Annotated in this window: 17 protein-coding genes; 11 read left to right on the top strand and 6 right to left on the bottom strand. The window is 67.8% G+C overall.

The window, feature by feature from the left end:
* Positions 1-67: 67 nt before the first annotated feature.
* On the top strand, positions 68-289 hold the full coding sequence (locus tag ACW9UL_RS22295; protein ID WP_457788317.1) for a DUF1127 domain-containing protein: 222 nt from the start codon (positions 68-70) through the stop codon (positions 287-289).
* Between the two features lie 4 nt (positions 290-293).
* On the opposite strand, the gene ACW9UL_RS22290 is transcribed toward ACW9UL_RS22295, so the two are convergent.
* On the bottom strand, positions 294-1253 hold the full coding sequence (locus ACW9UL_RS22290; RefSeq protein WP_021445351.1) for an AraC family transcriptional regulator: 960 nt from the start codon (positions 1251-1253) through the stop codon (positions 294-296).
* A gap of 151 nt (positions 1254-1404) precedes the next feature.
* On the opposite strand from ACW9UL_RS22290, the gene ACW9UL_RS22285 reads away from it, so the two are divergent.
* Positions 1405-2730, top strand: coding sequence for a tetratricopeptide repeat protein (locus tag ACW9UL_RS22285; RefSeq protein ID WP_457788316.1), 1326 nt, complete (start codon positions 1405-1407; stop codon positions 2728-2730).
* A gap of 329 nt (positions 2731-3059) precedes the next feature.
* On the opposite strand, the gene ACW9UL_RS22280 is transcribed toward ACW9UL_RS22285, so the two are convergent.
* The gene (locus ACW9UL_RS22280; protein WP_457788315.1) at positions 3060-4373 is read right to left on the bottom strand and encodes an NAD(P)/FAD-dependent oxidoreductase; all 1314 of its coding nucleotides are present in this window, start codon (positions 4371-4373) and stop codon (positions 3060-3062) included.
* A gap of 206 nt (positions 4374-4579) precedes the next feature.
* Here ACW9UL_RS22280 and ACW9UL_RS22275 point away from each other — a divergent pair, with 206 nt between their 5' ends.
* Positions 4580-4933, top strand: a complete 354-nt coding sequence (locus ACW9UL_RS22275; protein WP_122109460.1) for a YkgJ family cysteine cluster protein — start codon at positions 4580-4582, stop codon at positions 4931-4933.
* A gap of 256 nt (positions 4934-5189) precedes the next feature.
* On the opposite strand, the gene dadR is transcribed toward ACW9UL_RS22275, so the two are convergent.
* Positions 5190-5678 carry a transcriptional regulator DadR gene (gene dadR, locus ACW9UL_RS22270; RefSeq protein WP_013713454.1) on the bottom strand — a complete coding sequence of 163 codons (489 nt, stop codon included), beginning with the start codon at positions 5676-5678 and terminating at the stop codon, positions 5190-5192.
* 156 nt (positions 5679-5834) lie between these two features.
* On the opposite strand from dadR, the gene dadA reads away from it, so the two are divergent.
* The 5 genes from dadA (at position 5835) to ACW9UL_RS22245 (ending at position 10102) form a co-directional block, all read left to right on the top strand.
* A complete protein-coding gene (gene dadA, locus ACW9UL_RS22265) occupies positions 5835-7133 on the top strand; it encodes a D-amino acid dehydrogenase (RefSeq protein WP_122109459.1) in 1299 nt (432 codons plus the stop codon).
* Positions 7134-7171: 38 nt separating this feature from the next.
* A complete protein-coding gene (locus ACW9UL_RS22260; protein ID WP_011920546.1) occupies positions 7172-7522 on the top strand; it encodes a RidA family protein in 351 nt (116 codons plus the stop codon).
* 178 nt (positions 7523-7700) lie between these two features.
* Complete coding sequence (gene alr, locus ACW9UL_RS22255) at positions 7701-8774, top strand: alanine racemase (RefSeq protein ID WP_457788314.1); 1074 nt, start codon at positions 7701-7703, stop codon at positions 8772-8774.
* Positions 8775-9020: 246 nt separating this feature from the next.
* A complete protein-coding gene (gene relB / locus ACW9UL_RS22250) occupies positions 9021-9569 on the top strand; it encodes a type II toxin-antitoxin system RelB family anti-toxin (RefSeq protein ID WP_457788313.1) in 549 nt (182 codons plus the stop codon).
* A 113-nt stretch (positions 9570-9682) separates the two neighbouring features.
* Positions 9683-10102, top strand: coding sequence for a c-type cytochrome (locus ACW9UL_RS22245; protein ID WP_457788312.1), 420 nt, complete (start codon positions 9683-9685; stop codon positions 10100-10102).
* Positions 10103-10210: 108 nt separating this feature from the next.
* Here the strand turns inward: ACW9UL_RS22245 and ACW9UL_RS22240 are convergent, their stop codons facing one another.
* Together ACW9UL_RS22240 and rep are read right to left on the bottom strand one after the other, a co-directional pair.
* Positions 10211-10783 carry a xanthine phosphoribosyltransferase gene (locus ACW9UL_RS22240; RefSeq protein ID WP_021445826.1) on the bottom strand — a complete coding sequence of 191 codons (573 nt, stop codon included), beginning with the start codon at positions 10781-10783 and terminating at the stop codon, positions 10211-10213.
* Between the two features lie 117 nt (positions 10784-10900).
* Positions 10901-12910 (bottom strand): DNA helicase Rep, encoded by a 2010-nt coding sequence (gene rep, locus ACW9UL_RS22235; protein WP_457788311.1) that lies wholly within the window; start codon positions 12908-12910, stop codon positions 10901-10903.
* 177 nt (positions 12911-13087) lie between these two features.
* Here rep and ACW9UL_RS22230 point away from each other — a divergent pair, with 177 nt between their 5' ends.
* Together ACW9UL_RS22230 and ACW9UL_RS22225 are read left to right on the top strand one after the other, a co-directional pair.
* Positions 13088-14749: a putative bifunctional diguanylate cyclase/phosphodiesterase gene (locus ACW9UL_RS22230; RefSeq protein WP_457788310.1), complete on the top strand. Its 1662-nt coding sequence runs from the start codon at positions 13088-13090 to the stop codon at positions 14747-14749.
* Positions 14750-14969: 220 nt separating this feature from the next.
* On the top strand, positions 14970-16643 hold the full coding sequence (locus ACW9UL_RS22225; RefSeq protein ID WP_457788309.1) for a putative bifunctional diguanylate cyclase/phosphodiesterase: 1674 nt from the start codon (positions 14970-14972) through the stop codon (positions 16641-16643).
* 16 nt (positions 16644-16659) lie between these two features.
* Here the strand turns inward: ACW9UL_RS22225 and ACW9UL_RS22220 are convergent, their stop codons facing one another.
* Complete coding sequence (locus ACW9UL_RS22220) at positions 16660-18045, bottom strand: NorM family multidrug efflux MATE transporter (protein ID WP_457788308.1); 1386 nt, start codon at positions 18043-18045, stop codon at positions 16660-16662.
* 139 nt (positions 18046-18184) lie between these two features.
* Here ACW9UL_RS22220 and ACW9UL_RS22215 point away from each other — a divergent pair, with 139 nt between their 5' ends.
* Positions 18185-19102, top strand: coding sequence for a LysR substrate-binding domain-containing protein (locus ACW9UL_RS22215; RefSeq protein ID WP_457788307.1), 918 nt, complete (start codon positions 18185-18187; stop codon positions 19100-19102).
* Positions 19103-19107: the final 5 nt, after the last annotated feature.

Below are 19107 nucleotides of genomic sequence, written 5' to 3'. Positions count from 1 at the left end.
AATCTGTCATGGCTTTTCTCCCCGGGTCATCCTGAGTTCCCATGAGCACTGGCTGCAGGAGAAGGCGATGAACGGCTTCAGCGAGATAGGTTTCGACAGGGCGCGGCGGGCTGCGCCGCCACAGGCGACGGGCGCGCTGCGTCATTTCGGCCGCGACTGGCCGGCGTTCTGGCGCCGCCTGCACACCCGCCGCGCCCTGCTGCGGCTGAACGAGCGCCAGCTCGCCGATATCGGCCTGAGCCGCGCCGAGGCCGAGCGCGAGGCGCGCCTGCCGTTCTGGCGGCTGTAGCGCCTCAGGCCGCGGCGTGCTCCTTGCGCCAGCTGCCGGGCGGCTGCCCATAGTGCTGGCGGAAGGCGCGGTTGAGCGCGGCCTCCGAACCGTAGCCGATGTCGTAGGCGATCTGCGCCAGGCTGCGCCCTTCGCGCAGCTGGGCGGCGGCCAGTTGCAGGCGCCAGTGCGCCAGGTAGCGGATCGGCGGCTGGCCGATCAGGCGGCTGAAGCGTTCGGCGAAGGCCGAGCGCGACAGGCCCACGGCGCGGGCCAGGGCCTCGGTGGTCCAGTGTTCGGCCGGTTGCCGGTGCAGCAGCGCCAGGGCCTTGCCCACCTGCGGGTCGCACAGGCCGGCGAGCCAGCCGTGGCGGTCGCTCGGTAGCGCTTCCAGGTAACGCCGCACCGCCTCGATAAACAGCAGCTCGGCCAGCTTGTTCAGTGCCGTGCCGGCGCCCTGGCGCTGACCGGCGCTTTCCACCGCGGCGAGGCGGAAGGCCTGCTCGATCCAGGCGCCGCCGGGGCTGTTGCCGACCTGCAGCTTGAGCACGCTGGGCAGGGTCTGCACCAGCGGGTTGTCCGGCACCGCGCAGCCGAGAAAGCCGCAGATCAGGTGGGTTCTGGCGCCGCCGCCGCCGTGACGCAGGCTGGCCAGACCGCTGCCCTGAGCAGGCGACTGGATCAGGTGGTCGATCACCCGCGCCGGCAGCCCGCTGGCACTGGCTAGCAGGTGCGGGTCGTTGCGCGGCAGCAGGACGATCTCGCCGGCTTCCAGCGGCAGCAGCGGGGCGTCGTCTATCCCCAGCAGCAACCGTCCGTCGAGCACGTAGTGATAGGCCATCAGGTGCGCCGGCTGGGTGCCGGCCAGGCGGCAGTCCTCGGCGTTGACCTGGGCGCGGATGCACCAGGGCGCGCTGAATTCGGCGTGCAGAAAGGCCCCGGCCGACAGGTGGACGGCGGCGAGCACGTGAGAGAGTGCGTCCATTGATCCTCCGGGCGGCGGCTGGATCAAGAATGACGGCGGCCGGGCTATATCCGTCCCTCCCGGTCCCTCTTACCGTAGCACCGGTGTGAAGCCGCAGCCCGGCAGTCGGCGGCGTCCGCGATGACCGGTACACAACCAGCAGAGGACAGCCATGAACAGCCTGCGCGACAACCTGGGCCTGAGCCTGAGCGGCGCCGACCCGCACAGCCTGGAACACTACGAAAGGGGGCTGGCCCAGTTCCAGTGCTATGCCGGCGATCCGCTCGCCGCGGTCGAGGCGGCCCTGGCGCTGCGTCCGGACTTCGTCATGGCCCATGTCCTGCGTGCCTACCTGCACCTGCTGGGCACCGAGCCCGAGGGCCTGGCGGTGGCGCGGCAGTGCCTGCAGCAGGCCCAGGGCCTGCCGGCCGATGCCCGCGAGCGCGGCCACCTGGCCGCCATCGCGGCGCTGCTCGACGGCCACTGGAGCCGCGCCGGGCTGATCCTCGAAGACGTCGCCATCGAGGCGGCGCAGGACATCCTGGCCCTGCAGGCCGGGCACCAGGTGGACTTCTTCAGCGGCCACTCGCGCATGCTGCGCGACCGCATTGCCCGCGCCCTGCCGCACTGGCGGATGGGCATGCCCGGCTACCACGCGCTGCTCGGCATGTACGCCTTCGGCCTGGAGGAAAACGGCGACTACGCCGCGGCCGAGGCCACCGGGCGCAGCGCGGTGGAGCTGCAGCCGCGCGACGGCTGGGCGCAGCACGCCGTGGCCCATGTGCTGGAGATGCAGAACCGCCAGCGCGAGGGCATCGCCTGGATGCGCGGCAACCAGCAGCACTGGACCGGCGACAGTTTCTTCCAGGGCCACAACTGGTGGCACCTGGCGCTCTACTACCTGGATCTGGGCGAGGTCGACGAGGCGCTGGCGCTGTTCGACGGGCCGATCTTCGGCGCCCGTTCGAGCCTGGTGCTGGATCTGGTGGACGCCGCCGCGCTGCTCTGGCGCCTGCACCTGCAGGGCGTCGAGCTGGGCTCGCGATGGCAGGCGGTGGCCGACGGCTGGGCGCCGCTGGCCACGGCCGGCCAGTACGCCTTCAACGATGCCCACGCGATGATGGCCTTCGTCGGTGCCGGCCGCGACGAGGCCGCCGCGGCGCTGCTCGCCGCACAGCACCGGGCCCTGCAGGGCGACGCCGACAACCGGCGTTTCACCGCCGAGGTCGGTCAGCCGCTGTGCCTGGCGCTGCAGGCGTTCGGCCAGGGCGAGTACCACCGGTGCGTCGAGCTGCTGCGGCCGATCCGCTCCATCGCCCAGCGTTTCGGCGGCAGCCACGCGCAGCGTGACCTGCTCGACCTGACCCTGCTGGAAGCGGCCCTGCGCGGCGGCCAGCTGGCCCTGGGCCGGGCGCTGGCGGCCGAACGCCTGCAGGCCAAGCCGCACAACGGCGTGGCCCGGCGCTACAGCCAGCGCGCCGCCGAGCTGGCGGCCTAGCTGGGGCGAGCCGGGCCTAATGTCGTGCACAGAAGAATCGGCCTCGTCACCCCCTCTCCCATTGACGGGAGAGGGGATGGGGCAGAGGGTGGGCAATGAGCACAAAACTCGTTGGCCCCTCCCTGAGGCTATATCTGCGTTAAGTGTTGCTGGGCAGAGGCCGTAGGGTGGGCTTTAGCCCACCAGCGGTGGTTGGCCTGGGCTAAAGCGGATCGCCGTCCGGCGCATCCTACGCCGGCCAGCCGGCGCTTCCAGCGCGCCCCTGTAGCCCGGCTGCAATCCGGGGACATCCTCGGCCGTCCCGGATGGCATCCGGGCCAGGCGCCGACCTACAGCAATTCCTTCAACCGATGCCAGGCCATGCCGAGGGCCAGCAGCGGCGAGCGCAGGTACTTGCCGCCGGGGAAGGTCATGTGCGGCACCTTGGCGAACAGCTCGAAGCCGCGGCTCTCCTGGCCGGCGATGGCCTCGGCGAGCAGCTTGCCGGCCAGGTGGGTGGCGTTGACCCCGTGGCCGGCATAGGCCTGGGCGTGGAACACGTTGGCCTGATCCTTGAGCCGGCCGATCTGCGGCAGGCGGTTGGCGCCGATGCCGATCATGCCGCCCCACTGGTAGTCGATGCGCACGCCGGCCAGCTGTGGGAACACCTTGAGCATCTTCGGCCGCATATAGGCGGCGATGTCCGCCGGATCGCGCCCGGAATAGTGGCAGGCACCGCCGAACAGCAGGCGCCGGTCGGCCGAGAGGCGGTAGTAGTCCAGCGCCACGCGCTGGTCGCACAGCGCCATGTTCTGCGGGATGATCGAACGCGCCTGGGCCTCGGACAGCGGCTCGGTGGCGATCACGTAGCTGCCGGCCGGCAGGACCTTGCCGCTCAGGGTCGGCTCCAGGCCGTTGATATAGGCGTTGCAGGCCAGCACCAGGTACTTGGCGCGCACCTGGCCGCGGGCGGTGTGCACGCGCAGCTCGCGGCCGTAGTCGATGCGCGTCACCGGCGAGTCCTCGAACAGCTGCACGCCCAGGCTCGCGGCCGCCGCCGCTTCGCCCAGGGCCAGGTTGAGCGGGTGCAGGTGACCCGAGCCCATGTCGATCATGCCGCCGACATAGTTGTCGGAGCCGACCACCTCGTGCATCTGCTCCGGCTGCAGCAGGCGCAGCTGGTGGCGGTAGCCGAGGCTCTCCAGCTCGGCCTTGTCCTCGGCGAAACCGGCCAGGTGCTCGGGCTTGTTGGCCAGGTCGCAGTAGCCCCAGGTCAGGTCGCAGTCGATCTGGAACTCTTCGACGCGCCGGCGCACCAGCTCCACCGCCTCCAGGCCCATCAGCTTGAGCTCACGCACCCCATCCTGGCCGATCACGTTCGCGAACTGCTCGACGCCGTGGCCGACGCCGCGGATCAGCTGGCCGCCGTTGCGCCCGCTGGCGCCCCAGCCGATCTTGCGCGCCTCCAGCAGCGCCACCGTCAGGCCCTTGCGCGCCAGCTCGATGGCGGTGTTCAGGCCGGAATAGCCGCCGCCGACTATGCACACGTCCACCTGCAGCTCGCCGCCCAAAGGCGGGTAGGCGAGCTGGCGATTGACGCTGGCGGCGTAGTAGGAGGCGGCGTGCTGGGGGCCGTGAACCGGCTGGTGAACGCGGGCGTTCATGTGTGAAATCCTGATTTTTGTGTGTGGAAAATTCAACGCAGCATAAGCGCGGAATCTGCATGACGCCAAGGGGGCCGCCGGAAAAATCAATGCAGGAGCGGCCTTAGCCGCGACCATGACGCGCCGATTCGCGGCTGCAGCCGCTCCTGCAGCACCGGCCCGCGCGGCGCAGTACACTGCCGGCATCGTTTTCCGGATGCCCGAGCATGAGCTGCACCGACCGCAAGATCGACCACCTGCGCCGGCAGATCCCGCGCTTCGCCTGCGTGCCCGGCTGCCACGACTGCTGCGGGCCGGTCACCGCCTCCTCGGAGGAACTGGCGCGGCTGCCGGTGAAGAGCGAGGCCGAACACGACGCGGCGCTGGCCGCCTACAACTGCGTGCATCTGGGGCCGCAGGGCTGCCAGGTCTACGAGCAACGCCCGCTGATCTGCCGGCTGTTCGGCACCACGCCGAACCTGCCCTGCCCGCACGGTCGCGGCCCCGAGCAGCCGATCGAGCCGGCGGTGGAGCGCCAGGTGCACCGGCTGATCGCCAGCACTCGCCAGCGGCTGGTGTAGAGCCAGGTGCACCACCTGATCGCCACGACCCGCCAGAGGCTCTTGTAGGGTGGGCTTTAGCCCACGCTGACCGCCGTTGGTGGGCTAAAGCCCACCCTACGGGGCCTTTGTACCAGCTAGTAGGGTGGATAACGCGAAGCTTATCCACCAATAGGGGCTCTAAGGTGTTGCACGGCCATGGTGGAAAACGCTTCGCGGTTTTCCATCCAACTCGCTTTTCAACTTGGGGCTTGTCGCTTGCAGCTTGTTAACCGCCTTATTCCGGCACCGGCAGCGCCAGCGACTCCTTCACCTCTTCCATGACGATATAGCTCTTCGACTCGCGCACGTGCGGCAGCTTGAGGAGGATGTCGCCGAGCAGCTTGCGGTAGCTGGCCATCTCGTTGATCCGCGCCTTGACCAGGTAATCGAAGTCGCCGGACACCAGGTGGCATTCGAGCACGTGCGGCAGCTTGAGCACGGCGCGGCGGAATTCCTCGAAGGTGTCGCCGGACTTGTAGTCCAGGCTGATCTCGACGAACACCAGCAGGTTGGCCTTGAGGTGCTGCGGATTGAGCCGGGCGTGGTAGCCCATGATGATCCCCTCGCGCTCCAGGCGGCGTACCCGCTCGGTGCAGGGGGTGGTGGACAGGCCCACCCGCTCGCCCAGTTCGGTGAAGCTGATGCGCCCGTCCTCCTGCAGGATGCGGAGGATGTTGCGGTCGATCTTGTCCAGTTCGCGACGACTCTGATGCTGGGTTCTCATGGGGAATCCGCCTCTGTAAAAGCGATTTTTGCCAAGAATTCTCGCCAAATATAGCTGTGTATATGGTGAAAAGCACTGCACGGCTCTCCCTATACTGCGCCCCAACGACAACTCTGGTCTTGGACGTCCGTGCCCTGGCGCGGCGGGGAGAAAAGCATGCGTGTTCTGGTTCTCGGCAGTGGTGTGATCGGTACCGCCAGTGCGTACTACCTGGCCCGTCAGGGCTTCGAGGTGGTGGTGGTCGACCGCCAGAACGGCCCGGCCCTGGAAACCAGCTTCGCCAACGCCGGCCAGGTCTCCCCCGGCTACGCCTCGCCCTGGGCCGCCCCGGGCATCCCGCTCAAGGCCATCAAGTGGCTGCTGCAGAAGCACGCCCCGCTGGCGATCAAGGCCACCGGCGATATCGACCAGTACCTGTGGATGGCGCAGATGCTGCGCAACTGCACCGCCAGCCGCTATGCGGTGAACAAGGAGCGCATGGTGCGCCTGTCCGAGTACAGCCGCGACTGCCTCGACGAGCTGCGCGCCGAGACCGGCATCGCCTACGAAGGTCGCCAGCTCGGCACCACCCAGCTGTTCCGCACCCAGGCCCAGGTCGATGCCGCGGCCAAGGACATCGCCGTGCTGGAAGCCTCCGGCGTGCCCTTCGAGCTGCTCGACCGCGACGCCATCGCCCGCGTCGAACCGGCCCTGGCCGGGGTCAAGCACAAGCTGGCCGGCGCCCTGCGCCTGCCCAACGACCAGACCGGCGACTGCCAGATGTTCACCACCAAGCTGGCCGAAATGTGCATCAAGCTGGGGGTGGAATTCCGCTTCGGGCAGAACATCCAGCGCCTGGACGCCGTCGGCGACCGCATCAACGGCGTGTGGATCGACGGCAAGCTGGAAACCGCCGACCGTTATGTCCTGGCGCTGGGCAGCTACAGCCCGCAGCTGCTCAAGCCGCTGGGCGTGCGCGCGCCGGTCTACCCGCTCAAGGGCTACTCGCTGACCGTGCCGATCACCAACGCCGAGATGGCGCCGACCTCGACCATCCTCGACGAGACCTACAAGGTGGCGATCACCCGTTTCGACGGCCGCATCCGCGTCGGCGGCATGGCCGAGATCGCCGGGTTCGACCTGAGCCTCAACCCCAAGCGTCGCGCCACCCTGGAAATGATCACCGCCGACCTCTATCCCGAGGGCGGCGACCTCAAGCAGGCCGAGTTCTGGACCGGCCTGCGCCCGGCCACCCCGGACGGCACGCCGATCGTCGGCGCCAGCGCCTACCGCAACCTGTTCCTCAATACCGGCCACGGCACCCTGGGCTGGACCATGGCCTGCGGCTCCGGTCGCCTGCTGGCGGATCTGATCGGCAACAAGCGCCCGCAGATCAGCGCCGAAGGCCTGGATATCTCGCGTTACTCGGGCAAGGCCCGCGAGCTCGAGGCCGCGCCGCAGCCGCTGCGCACCTGATAGCCTGCGCGTCCCGTAATCCAAGGAGCTTTACCCCTATGTCGATCCAGCGCCTGCATGTGGAAAAACGCTACAGCGAAGTGGTGATCCACAACGGCACCGTCTACCTCGCCGGCCAGCTGGCCGACGATTACAGCGGCGACATCCGCCAGCAGACCCGCGAGACCCTGGCCAATATCGATCGCATGCTGGCCGAGGCCGGCAGCGACAAGAGCAAGATTCTCTCCGTGACCATCTACCTCAAGGACATGGACGCCCACTACGACGGCCTCAACGCCGAGTACGACGCCTGGGTCGCCGAGGGTGCCGCGCCGGCGCGCGCCTGCGTCGAGGCGAAGATGTACAAGCCCGAGGTGCTGGTGGAGATGATGGTGGTGGCGGCCCTCTAAGGCGGCCACCCTCCGGACCGTCGTGGAGCGACGTCAAAAATTTCTCCCGGAATTTTTTGTGTTGGCTTTTCGCCCGGCTGTCCCGCCGGGCTTTTTTTGACTGGTAGCGCGTAGCCCGGATGGCATCCGGGCTGCGCCAAACACCTCGCCTCGGCGAAGCATCGAGAGACTGCGAACCATGCGTCCCGCCCGTGCCCTGATCGACCTCGACGCCCTGCGTCACAATTACCAACTGGCCCGCGAACTGAGCGGCGCCCGCGCCCTCGCCGTGGTCAAGGCCGATGCCTACGGGCACGGCGCGGTGCGCTGCGCCCAGGCCCTGGAGCGCGAGGCCGACGGCTTCGCCGTGGCCTGCATCGAGGAGGCGCTGGCCCTGCGCGAGGCCGGCATCCGCGCGCCGATCCTGCTGCTGGAAGGCTTCTTCGAGGCGGCCGAGCTGGCGCTGATCGAGCAGCACCAGCTGTGGTGCGTGGTCCACGCGCTGTGGCAGGTCGAGGCCATCGAGCAGGCGAGTCTGGGCACACCATTGAATGTCTGGCTCAAGCTGGACTCGGGCATGCACCGCGTCGGCCTGCACCCGGCCGACTACCAGGCGGCCTACCGCCGGCTGCTGGCCAGCGGCAAGGTGAGCAAGATCGTGCTGATGAGCCACTTCGCCCGTGCCGACGAGCCCGACAGCCCGCGCACCGCCGAACAGCTGGCGCTGTTCCAGCAGGCCCGCGAGGGCCTGGCCGCCGAGGTCAGCCTGCGCAACTCGCCGGCCGTGCTCGGTTGGCCACAGGTGCCAAGCGACTGGGTGCGTCCCGGCATCATGCTGTATGGCGCCACCCCCTTCGAGCAGGCCCAGGAGCAGGCGGCGCGGCTCAAGCCGGTGATGACCCTGGAGTCGAAGATCATCAGCCTGCGCGAACTGCCGGCCGGCGAGCCGGTGGGCTACGGCGCGCGCTTCGTCAGCGAGCGACCGACCCGCGTCGGCGTGGTCGCCATGGGCTATGCCGACGGCTATCCGCGCCACGCGCCGACCGGCACGCCGGTGGCGGTGGACGGCCAGCTGACCCGGCTGATCGGCCGGGTGTCGATGGACATGCTCACCGTCGATCTCACCGACCTGCCGCAAGCCGGCCTCGGCAGCCGCGTGGAGCTGTGGGGCAAGCAGGTGCTGGCCAGCGACGTGGCCCTGGCCGCCGGCAGCATTCCCTACCAGCTGTTCTGCAACCTGCGTCGGGCGCCGCTGCTTTATCTCGGCGGCTGAGAGCCTGTTCAAAGGCTGCTGCGCGTCGGCCCTGCTGCGTTAAAAACAGGCTCGGAATGCTCATTTACAACTCGTAAACTCCGCTTCCTCGCCTGTTTTTGCCTTGCATGGCTCTAGCTCGCGAGCCTTTGCATAGGCTCTAACGGGGGCGGTGTAGGCGAGCGCGAACGCCAGTGTTGTAAATTCCGAACGCTGTGCCATGATACGGACACTTTTTCCGCATCTGCCCCAGGGGGGACACCAGCATTGGACGTCGGCGTTCGACTGCAATCGATTCGTAAGCTCAAAGGCCTTTCCCAACGTGAACTCGCCAAGCGTGCGGGGGTCACCAACAGCACCATCTCGATGATCGAGAAGAACAGCGTGAGCCCTTCGATCAGCTCGCTGAAGAAAGTGCTCGGCGGCATCCCCATGTCGCTGGTGGAGTTCTTCTCCCTCGACCTGGAGCAGGAGAACCAGGCCCAGGTGGTCTACCGGGCCTCCGAACTGACCGATATCTGCAGCGGCGCCATCACCATGAAGCTGATCGGCAAGGCCCATCCGAGCCGTGCCATCGCCTTCCTCGACGAGACCTACCCGGTCGGCGCCGACACCGGCGACGAGATGTACGCCCACGAGGGCGAGGAGGCCGGCATGCTGGTGGAAGGCAGGCTGGAACTGACCGTGGGCAGCGAGGTGTTCATCCTCGAGCCCGGCGACAGCTACTACTTCGAGAGCAGCAAGCCGCACCGCTTCCGCAACCCCTTCGACGCGCCGGCGCGGCTGATCAGCGCCACCACACCGGCGAATTTCTGATCAATAACCCTGCGACAATCTGGGTTGTTTCGGCCCGGGCGGCTTGCCGTTATACTGTCGCCCGCTCGCGAAACCGTGGCCGCGGGCGTGACTAGCCACGAAGAGGGTGTACCGTGAATCTGATGAAGAAAATGCTGGTGGCACCGGCTGCCGTATTGGCCCTGTGGGCAGTGACTGCTCAGGCCACGACCGATGAAGCCATCGCCGAACGCCTCAAGCCGGTCGGCGAAGTGTGCATCATGGGCGAAGAATGCAAGGGCGTCAGCGCCGTTGCCGTGGCCGCCGGCGGCGCGCGCAGCACCGACGACATCATCGCCAAGCATTGCAACGCCTGCCATGGCGCCGGCGTGCTGGGCGCGCCGAAGATCGGCGACACCGCCGCCTGGAAAGAGCGCGCCGACCACCAGGGCGGCCTCGACGGCATCCTGGCCAAGGCCATCTCCGGCATCAACGCCATGCCGCCGAAAGGCACCTGCGCCGACTGCTCCGACGACGAGCTGCGCGACGCGATCAAGAAGATGTCCGGTCTGTAAGACCCGGCGCTCGATAAAAAACCGCCTCTTGCAGGCGGTTTTTTTATGTCCGCAGGCTACGCCGTGCGCACCGCTGGCGCTCGGTTGCCGGGTGCGCACCCCAATGGTTTAGTCGAGAAAGCGTACCTGGCCGTTTTCCAGGGCGGCGACGCGCGCCAGCGACTCGACCCGGTAGCCCTCGCTCTCCAGCAGCGTGCGGCCTTCCTGGAACGACTTCTCGATGACGATGCCGATGCCGGCGATCCGCGCGCCAGCCTGCTGGATCAGGTCGATCAGCGCCTTGGCGGCGTGGCCGTTGGCGAGGAAGTCGTCGATCACCAGCACGGTGTCGGCGGCGGTCAGGTGGCGCGAGGAGATGGCGATGGTGCTCTCGGTCTGCTTGGTGAAGGAGAACACCTTGGAGATCAGCAGGTCGTCCTTGAGCGTCAGCGACTGGAACTTGCGCGCGAAGATCACCGGAATGCCCAGCTCCAGGCCGGCCATGATCGCCGGGGCGATGCCGGAGGCCTCGATGGTGACGATCTTGCTGATGCCCTGGCCGGCGAAGCGCTGGGCGAACTCGTGGCCGATCTGCTGCATCAGTGCCGGGTCGATCTGGTGGTTGAGAAAGGCGTCGACCTTGAGCACCTGCTCGGACAGTACGATGCCTTCTTCGCGAATCTTCTGTTTTAGCGCTTCCACGCGGTTGTCCTCATGCTGAACGTAGCCCGGATGCAATCCGGGACGGTTTCCCCGGATTGCATCCGGGCTACGAAGTAACTCTATTTGATGACCTTGCGGGCCGTCGCCGCGCGCCGGTCATTTTCTAAGCAGCGCGCGCATATTGGCTAGCGCGTCGTTGCCGCGCGCGGTCTTGACCTCCACCGGCGCCTCCTCCTGGCCTTCCCAGACCAGATCCTCGGGCGGCAGTTCGTCGAGGAAACGACTCGGCGAGCAGTCGATCACCTCGCCGTACTGCTTGCGCTTGGCGGCGAAGGTCAGCGCCAGGTTGCGCTTGGCGCGGGTGATGCCGACGTAGGCCAGGCGCCGCTCCTCCTCGATGGTGTCGGCCTCGATGCTGGAGCGGTGCGGGAGGATCTCCTCCTCGAAGCCGATGATGTACACCGAGGGGAATTCCAGGCCCTTGGAGGCGTGCATGGTCATCATCTGCACGCCCTCGGCGCCTTCCTCCTCTTCCTGCTGGCGCTCGAGCATGTCGCGCAGCACCAGCTTGCCGATGGCGTCCTCGATGGTCATGTCGCCGTCTTCGTCGCGCTCCAGGGTGTTCTTCAGCGCATCGACGAGAAACCAGACGTTGCCCATGCGCGCGTCGGCCACCTTGTCGCTGGAGGCGTTCTGCCGCAGCCAGTTCTCGTAGTCGATGTCCATCACCATGCTGCGGATCGCGGCGATCGGGTCGTTCTGCGCGCACTGCTGGCGCACGCCGTCCATCCAGCGCTTGAAGCGTGCCAGGCGCTCGGTGTAGCGGCTGTCGAGCTGTTCGCCCAGGCCGATCTCGTCGGCGGCGGCGTACATGCTGATGCCGCGCTGGCTGGCGTAGTTGCCGAGCTTTTCCAGGGTGGTCGAGCCGATCTCGCGGCGCGGCACGTTGATCACCCGCAGGAAGGCGTTGTCGTCGTCCGGGTTGACCAGCAGGCGGAAGTAGCTCATCAGGTCCTTCACCTCCTGGCGGGCGAAGAAGCTGGTGCCGCCGGACAGGCGATAGGGAATCTGGTGGTGCTGCAGCTTCAGCTCCATCAGCTTGGCCTGGTAGTTGCCGCGGTAGAGGATGGCGAAGTCGCTGTAGGGGCGCTGGGTGCGCAGGTGTTCGGTGAGGATCTCCAGCGCCACCCGCTCGCACTCGGCGTCCTCGTTGCGTGTGCGGATCACGCGGATCTCGTCGCCCACGCCCATCTCCGACCACAGCTGCTTCTCGAACACGTGCGGGTTGTTGGCGATGAGGATGTTGGCGCACTTGAGGATGCGGCTGGTGGAGCGGTAGTTCTGCTCCAGCATCACCACCTTCAGCGAGGGGTAGTCCTCTTTCAGCAGCATCAGGTTTTCCGGGCGCGCGCCGCGCCAGGCGTAGATCGACTGGTCGTCGTCGCCGACCACGGTGAACTGGTTGCGCATGCCCACCAGCAGCTTGACCAGCAGGTACTGGCTGGCGTTGGTGTCCTGGTATTCGTCGACCAGCAGGTAGCGGATGCGGTTCTGCCATTTTTCCAGGATGTCGGCGTGCTCCTGAAAGAGCTTGACCGGCAGCAGGATCAGGTCGTTGAAGTCCACCGCGTTGTACGCCTTGAGCGTGCGCTGGTAGTGCAGGTAGACGATGGCGGCGGTCTGCTCCTTGGGCCCGCGCGCCTTGGCCAGCGCTTCGTCGGGCAGGATCAGGTCGTTCTTCCAGCTGTCGATGAGGTTCTTCACCTCGTCGGCGCCGTCGTCGCCGGCGTACTCCTTCTGCATGATGTCCGACAGCAGCGCCTTGATGTCGCCGTCGTCGAAGATCGAGAAGCCGGGCTTGTAGCCCAGGCGCGCATATTCCTTGCGGATGATGTTCATGCCCAGGTTGTGGAAGGTGGACACGGTCAGGCCGCGCGCCTCGGCGCCCTTGAGCAGGCTGCCGACGCGCTCCTTCATCTCGCGCGCGGCCTTGTTGGTGAAGGTCATGGCGACGATATGACGGGCCTGGATGCCGCAGTTCTGCACCAGGTGGGCGATCTTGCGCGTGATCACGCTGGTCTTGCCGGAACCGGCACCGGCGAGCACCAGAAGCGGGCCGCCGACGTAGTTCACGGCCTCTTGTTGCCGGGGGTTCAGTCGGGACATGGGGGTACGGGGCAGCGGATGAATGGCCGGCGATTCTAGCAGGATGCACCCGGCTTGACCGCGGCGCCGCCGAGCGGCCTTGCAGCGTTGCAAATAGGTGAGTAGATTCTTGCGCCTAATTAGCGAAATGCGGCTATAAGTTAAAGTGGTTTATTAAAAGCGTGCTGCGGAGGTATCGTGTCCTGCCAAAGCGAGTTCAGGCGGCTGCTGGTGCTGACGACGGACGACCATTGGGTCGCTCTGCTCGATGCCTTGCTGGGCGAGTTGCCCGAGCCGGTCTGGTTGTTCGCCGCCAGCAGTTGGCACGACGCCGAGCGCCTGTACCGCCAGCACCTGCCGGATCTGCTGTTCTGCACGCCGCAGTGCCAGCCCGCCGCCGAGCATTGCCCGCTCCCCCCCATCCTGCTGCTCGACCGCCCGCCGCTCGAGGCGCCGCGTGACGCCCAGGACTGGCTGGCCCGCGACAGCCTGACCGGCGAGGTGTTGCGCCGCTGTCTGGAGTACAGCCGACAGCGTCAGGCTCTGCAAACCCTGGCCGAGCGCGATCCGCTCACCGGCATCGCCAATCGCCAGGGTTTCCAGAGCCTGCTGCGCAAACGTCTGCAGTACAACCGTGGCCGCGGCCTGTTGCTCGGCTATCTGGATCTGGACAACTTCAGCCATGCCAACGATAGCCTCGGTCACCAGGCCGGCGACCAGCTGATCCAGCAGGTCACCGAGCGCATCAAGTTGCTGCTCGAGCCCGGTGACGGCCTGGCGCGGGTGGGCAGCGACGAATTCGCTCTGCTGCTGGACGTTAGCCGCTCGGCCAAGCGCGTCGAACCCATGGCCCAGGCGCTGATGGAGTCGCTGGCCGAGCCCTACTGGATCAACGGCGAGAGCCTGACCCTGGGCTGCAGCCTGGGCCTGGCCTACTGCCGTGCAGGCGAGGACGCCGACCCGCTGCTGTGGCACGCGCACATGGCCATGCAGCAGGCCAAGGGGCGCGAGGGCTGCACCTACCACCTGTACGACGAACGCACCTCGAGCGACGCGCGCAATATCGCCGACCTCGAGGCGGAGTTGCGCCAGGCGCTGCGCCGCGACGAGCTGGAGCTGCATTATCAGCCGCGGATGAACCTGGCCAGTGGCGCCATCGTCGGCCTCGAGGCGCTGGTGCGCTGGCGCCACCCGAGTCGCGGCCTGCTCTACCCGCAGCACTTCATTCCCCTGGCGGAGCAGAGCGGCCTGATCATTCCGCTCGGCTACTGGGTGGTGGCGCGGGCCCTGCGCGATCTGGAGTGGCTGATGCAGGAGCGCCTGCCGGTGCACATGGCGGTCAACCTGTCGTTCAGCCAGTTCCAGGACAGCCAGCTGCTGCCCACGGTGCAGCGACTGATCGAGCGCTGCGGGGTGGATGGCGGCTGGCTCGAGTTCGAGCTGACCGAGACCGCGGTGATGCGCCGCAGCGACTACGTGCTGGACACCATGCGCACGCTGGGCGAGCTTGGCGTGCGTTTCTCCCTCGACGACTTCGGCACCGGCTTCTCCTCCTTCGTCCACCTGGCCAGCCTGCCGATCACCCTGCTCAAGCTGGACAAGAGCTTCGTTTCCGGCATGGCCGTACGCGGCGAGCAGTGCCGGCTGGTCAACGCCATGATCAACCTGGCACGCAACCTGGGCCTGGAAGTGGTCGCCGAGGGCGTGGAGACCGAGGCCGAACTGGAGCTGTTGCGCCAGTTCGGCTGCGACCAGGGCCAGGGCTACCTGATCAGCAAGGCGCTGCCGCTGGCCGAGCTGCGGCAGTTCCTGCTCGCTCGCATCGCCCGCGCCAGCCGTCCTCAGTCGATTTCCGCCTGAGCCCCAGCACGGGCTCTAGCGCGCACTCCAGCGCCAGAATCTGAACTCACTCACAGTTCCGCGTGAGACGCTGGTGAGCGGGCGCGTACTTGGTTAGCTTGTCGGCACAGTGTCGGTGTCTTGACCGCACATCGGCGCGGGATGCGTCGAGACAATCAGCGCCGGGATCTGGCGCGGCAGTGACCGCCGCCGGCGGCACGCCACTGTCCGGGGAAGCCCAGTGTCCGATTCCGTCGAGCCCATGCGACTGTTGCTGCTGACCGCCTCAGGTGAGTGGTCGGCGCGTCTGCGCCGGGCCATCGACGCCCTGGGCACCGTCCCGGGGCTGATCACCGCGCCGTCCTGGGCGGCGGCCAGCAACCTGTTCGAGGACGGCGGCCAGGGCCTGGTGTTCTGCACCCCCGACTGCCGGCCGCCCGCCGACAGTTGCAGCGTGCCGCTCGTGCTGCTGCTGGAGGCCGAGCCGGCCGAGGAGCCCGTCGGGGTCTGCGACTGGCTGGTGGCCGGCGCCTTCAGTGTCGACGTGCTGCGCCGCTGCCTGCGCTACGTGCGCGAACAGGGCAACCTCAAGCAGACCCTGCAGCGCCTGGCCGAGCAGGACCCGCTGACCGGCATCGCCAACCGCCAGGGCTTCCAGACCCTGCTCGCCGCGCGCCTGGCCGAGTGTGGCGGACGCGGCCTGGTGCTCGGTCATCTCGACCTGGACAACTTCCGCCACGCCAACGACGCCCTCGGCTACCAGGCCGGCGACCGCCTGATCCTGCAGGTGGTGGCGCGCCTGAAGAGCCTGCTGCAGCCCTGCGACCAGCTCGCGCGCCTGGGCAGCGACGAGTTCGCCCTGCTCCTCGACACCCGCCGCGACCCGCAGCGCGCCGAGCGCCTGGCCGAACGCATCACCGAGGTGCTGGCCGAACCCTACTGGGTCGACGGCGAGAGCCTGCTGATCGGCTGCAGCCTGGGCCTGGCCCATGCCCGCGCCGGAGAGGGCGCCGACCCGCTGCTGTGGCACGCGCACATCGCCATGCAGCAGGCCAAGAGTCAGCAGGGCTGCGTGTTCCACGTCTACGACGAGCGCATCAACCGCAGCGCGCGCAGCCAGGCCGATCTGGAAGGCGAGCTGCGCCGCGCCCTGCGCCGCGACGAGCTGGAGCTGCACTACCAGCCGCGGCTGTGCCTGCAGAGCGGGCGCATCGTCGGCCTGGAGGCGCTGGTGCGCTGGCAGCACGGCGAGCGCGGCCTGCTGGCGCCCAACGAGTTCGTGCCGCTGGCCGAGGAAACCGGGCTGATCGTGCCGCTCGGCTACTGGGTGATCTCCCGCGCCCTGCGCGACATGCAGTGGCTGCGCGGGCGCGGCCTGCCGGCGCTGCACATGGCGATCAACCTGTCGTTCCGCCAGTTCCAGGACAGTCAGCTGCTGCCGACCCTCAGCCGGCTGATCGAGGAGCGCGGGGTGGACGCGCAGTGGCTGGAGTTCGAGCTGACCGAGACCGCGGTGATGCGCCGCAGCGACCAGGTGCAGCAGACCATGCTGGCCCTGGGGCGGCTCGGCGTGCGCTTCTCGCTGGACGATTTCGGTACCGGCTTCTCCTCCTTCGTTCACCTCAACAACCTGCCGATCACCCTGCTGAAGATCGACAAGAGCTTCGTCGGCGGCATGGGCGAGCGCGCCGAGAATCGCCAGCTGGTGCGGGCGATGATCAACCTGGCGCACAACCTCAACCTCGAGGTGGTCGCCGAAGGGGTGGAGAACATCGAACAGCTGGACATGCTGCGCCAGTTCGGCTGCGACCAGGTGCAGGGCTACCTGATCAGCAAGGCCGTGCCGCTGGCCGAGCTGGCGCGCTTTCTGGTGTTCGGCCAGCGCCAGCCGCTGTTGTCGGTAACGCCTTCCTAACGCGCAGGCTGCGCCATTACGACAGGCAGGCTTCGCCTGTTACCCGGTCCGCCTGCTGCAAGCGTGCCGTCTTCCACTGAAAGCCCAGCACCAGGCCGCTCGCCGTCACCGCCAGGCCGGCCGCCAGCCCCCACCAGACGCCGACGGCGCCCCAGCCGAGCACGAAGGCCAGCAGCCAGGCCAGCGGCGCACCGACGCACCAGTAGCCACTCAGGCCGATCAGCAAGGTGGTGCGGCCGTCGTTCAACCCGCGGATCGCGCCCATGGCGATGCTCTGCAGGCCATCGAACAGTTCGAACCAGGCGGCAATCGCCAGCAGGCTCACCGCCAGGGTGACGATCTCGGCGAAGGCCGGATCGTGGCGGTCGAGGAACAGGCCGATGATCCATTCCGGCAGCAGCCAGAACAGCAGGGCGAACAGCAGCATCAACGCCGCCCCCAGGGCCATGCCCAGATGGCCGCTGAGGCGCGACAGCGGCAGGCGCCCGGCACCGTAATGCAGGCCGACGCGGAAGGTCACCGCGTAGGACAGCCCCTGCGGCACGATAAAGGCCAGGGCCACCGTCTGCATGGCGATCTGGTGCGCCGCCAGCTGCACGCTGCCCAAAGCGCCCATGCACAGGGTGGCGAAGGTGAACAGCCCCTGCTCGGCGGCGTAGGTGCCGCCGATGGGCAGGCCCAGGCGCAACAGGGCGCGCATCTCCGCGCGCTGCGGACGGCCCAGGCCGCTGCGCAGCTTGTACAGGCGGTAGTGGGGCGCGAGCAGGATATACAGCGCCAACGCCAGGGCCATGCCGCTGCTGACCAGCGCGGTGGTCATGCCGATACCGCCCAGGCCCAGGCTGGGCAGGCCGAACCAGCCCTGGATCAGCGCATAGTTGATGACGAAGTTGGCCGCCGTGCCGACGATGCTGATGGCCATCACCGGGCCGGGATGGCCGATGGCACTGGTGAAACCGCGCAAGGCCATGAAGCACAGGTAGCCGGGCAGGGCCAGCGACAACGGGCGCAGAAACTCCATGGCCAGGCCCGCGGCGTCAGGCGCCTGGCCCAGGTGCGGCAGCAGCGGGCCCAGGCCGTTGAGGCACAGCGCGCTGACCATGCCCAGCAGCAGGGCCAGCCACAGGCCGTTGTGCAGCAGGCGGGCGACGCCGCTCGGGTCGCCGGCGCCGTGGCGGATGGCGACCAGGCTGCCCACCGCGGCGATCACCCCGGTGCAGAAGATCGAGAAGATGAAATAGCAGGTAGCGCCCAGCGCGCCGCCGGCCAGTTGCTGCGGGCCGAGCATCGCCATCATCAGCGTGTCGGTGAAGATCATCAGCGCGTGGGCCAGCTGGGCGGAGATCAGTGGGCCGGCCAGGCGCAGCAGCGCGCCCAGCTCGTGGCCAAGGGCATTCTTCATGATGAGTAAAACTTCGGCAGGATAGGCCTCCCCAGACTGTCTGAGGATAAGCAATGACAGTTATTCTCTGGGTTGAGCGAGTTGCCCACAAAAGGAAAATAGCCATGCCAGGCATGATTAAAAATCATGGTTTGACGCGATGAACCGGCGTCTGCCGCCGCTCTACGCCCTGCGCGCCTTCGAGGCGGCGGCGCGGCATGCCTCCTTTACCCGCGCCGCCGAGGAACTGGCCATTACCCAGAGTGCGGTGAGCCGGCATATCCGTACCCTCGAGGAACATTTCGCCTGCCGCCTGTTCGAGCGCCGTGGTCGCAGCCTGCAGCTGACCGACCCGGCGCGCGCCCTGCTGCCCGGCCTGCGCGACGGCTTCGATGCGCTGGAGCGGGCCTGCTCCGCGCTGCGTGCCGACGACAGCGTGCTGCGCCTGAAGGCGCCCTCGACCCTGACCATGCGCTGGCTGCTGGCGCGCCTGTCGCACTTTCGCCTGGCCTACCCGGACAGCGAGGTGCAGCTGACCAGCGCCTGGATGGACGTGGACAAGGTGGATTTTCGCCACGAGCCCTTCGACTGCGCGGTGCTGCTGGCCGACGGCCAGTTCCCGGAGGAGTGGGACAGCGTGCTGCTGTTCGAGGAATGGCTGATCCCGGTCTGTGCCGCCGCCGATGTCGCCGGCGGCCCCTGGCCGCTGGCGCGGCTGCAGGCTGCCGAACAATTGCACCCGACCCCGGACCGGCGCGACTGGCGGCAATGGCTGCAGGTCACCGGGCTGGCCGAGCGGATTCCGCTGAAGAGCGGCCAGCTGTTCGACATGCTCGAACTGGGCATAGTCGCGGCGGCGCGCGGCTATGGGGTGTCCATCGGCGATCTGCTGCTGATGGCCGAGGACGTGAATGCCGGCCGCCTCGGCCTGCCCTGGCGCCAGGCGGTCTACAGCGGCTCCAGCTACTACCTGGTGTGGCCCAAGGCGCACCGCGCCCAGGCGCGCCTGCAACGACTGCGCGACTACCTGCTGGCGGAGGTGGCGGCGATGCGCCTGCCCGAGGTGGAGCGGTTGTAGCGACG

The sequence above is a fragment of the Pseudomonas sp. PL-6 genome, assembly GCF_054110165.1.
This window is presented reverse-complemented; position numbering and strand designations above follow the sequence as displayed.

Bases quoted from the DNA above. Each gene is read 5' to 3' on its own strand.
- ACW9UL_RS22295 (WP_457788317.1), top strand. From the start codon at position 68: ATGAACGGCTTCAGCGAGATAGGTTTCGACAGGGCGCGGCGGGCTGCG.
- ACW9UL_RS22290 (WP_021445351.1), bottom strand. From the start codon at position 1,253: ATGGACGCACTCTCTCACGTGCTCGCCGCCGTCCACCTGTCGGCCGGG.
- ACW9UL_RS22285 (WP_457788316.1), top strand. From the start codon at position 1,405: ATGAACAGCCTGCGCGACAACCTGGGCCTGAGCCTGAGCGGCGCCGAC.
- ACW9UL_RS22280 (WP_457788315.1), bottom strand. From the start codon at position 4,373: ATGAACGCCCGCGTTCACCAGCCGGTTCACGGCCCCCAGCACGCCGCC.
- ACW9UL_RS22275 (WP_122109460.1), top strand. From the start codon at position 4,580: ATGAGCTGCACCGACCGCAAGATCGACCACCTGCGCCGGCAGATCCCG.
- dadR (WP_013713454.1), bottom strand. From the start codon at position 5,678: ATGAGAACCCAGCATCAGAGTCGTCGCGAACTGGACAAGATCGACCGC.
- dadA (WP_122109459.1), top strand. From the start codon at position 5,835: ATGCGTGTTCTGGTTCTCGGCAGTGGTGTGATCGGTACCGCCAGTGCG.
- ACW9UL_RS22260 (WP_011920546.1), top strand. From the start codon at position 7,172: ATGTCGATCCAGCGCCTGCATGTGGAAAAACGCTACAGCGAAGTGGTG.
- alr (WP_457788314.1), top strand. From the start codon at position 7,701: ATGCGTCCCGCCCGTGCCCTGATCGACCTCGACGCCCTGCGTCACAAT.
- rep (WP_457788311.1), bottom strand. From the start codon at position 12,910: ATGTCCCGACTGAACCCCCGGCAACAAGAGGCCGTGAACTACGTCGGC.
- ACW9UL_RS22220 (WP_457788308.1), bottom strand. From the start codon at position 18,045: ATGAAGAATGCCCTTGGCCACGAGCTGGGCGCGCTGCTGCGCCTGGCC.
- ACW9UL_RS22215 (WP_457788307.1), top strand. From the start codon at position 18,185: ATGAACCGGCGTCTGCCGCCGCTCTACGCCCTGCGCGCCTTCGAGGCG.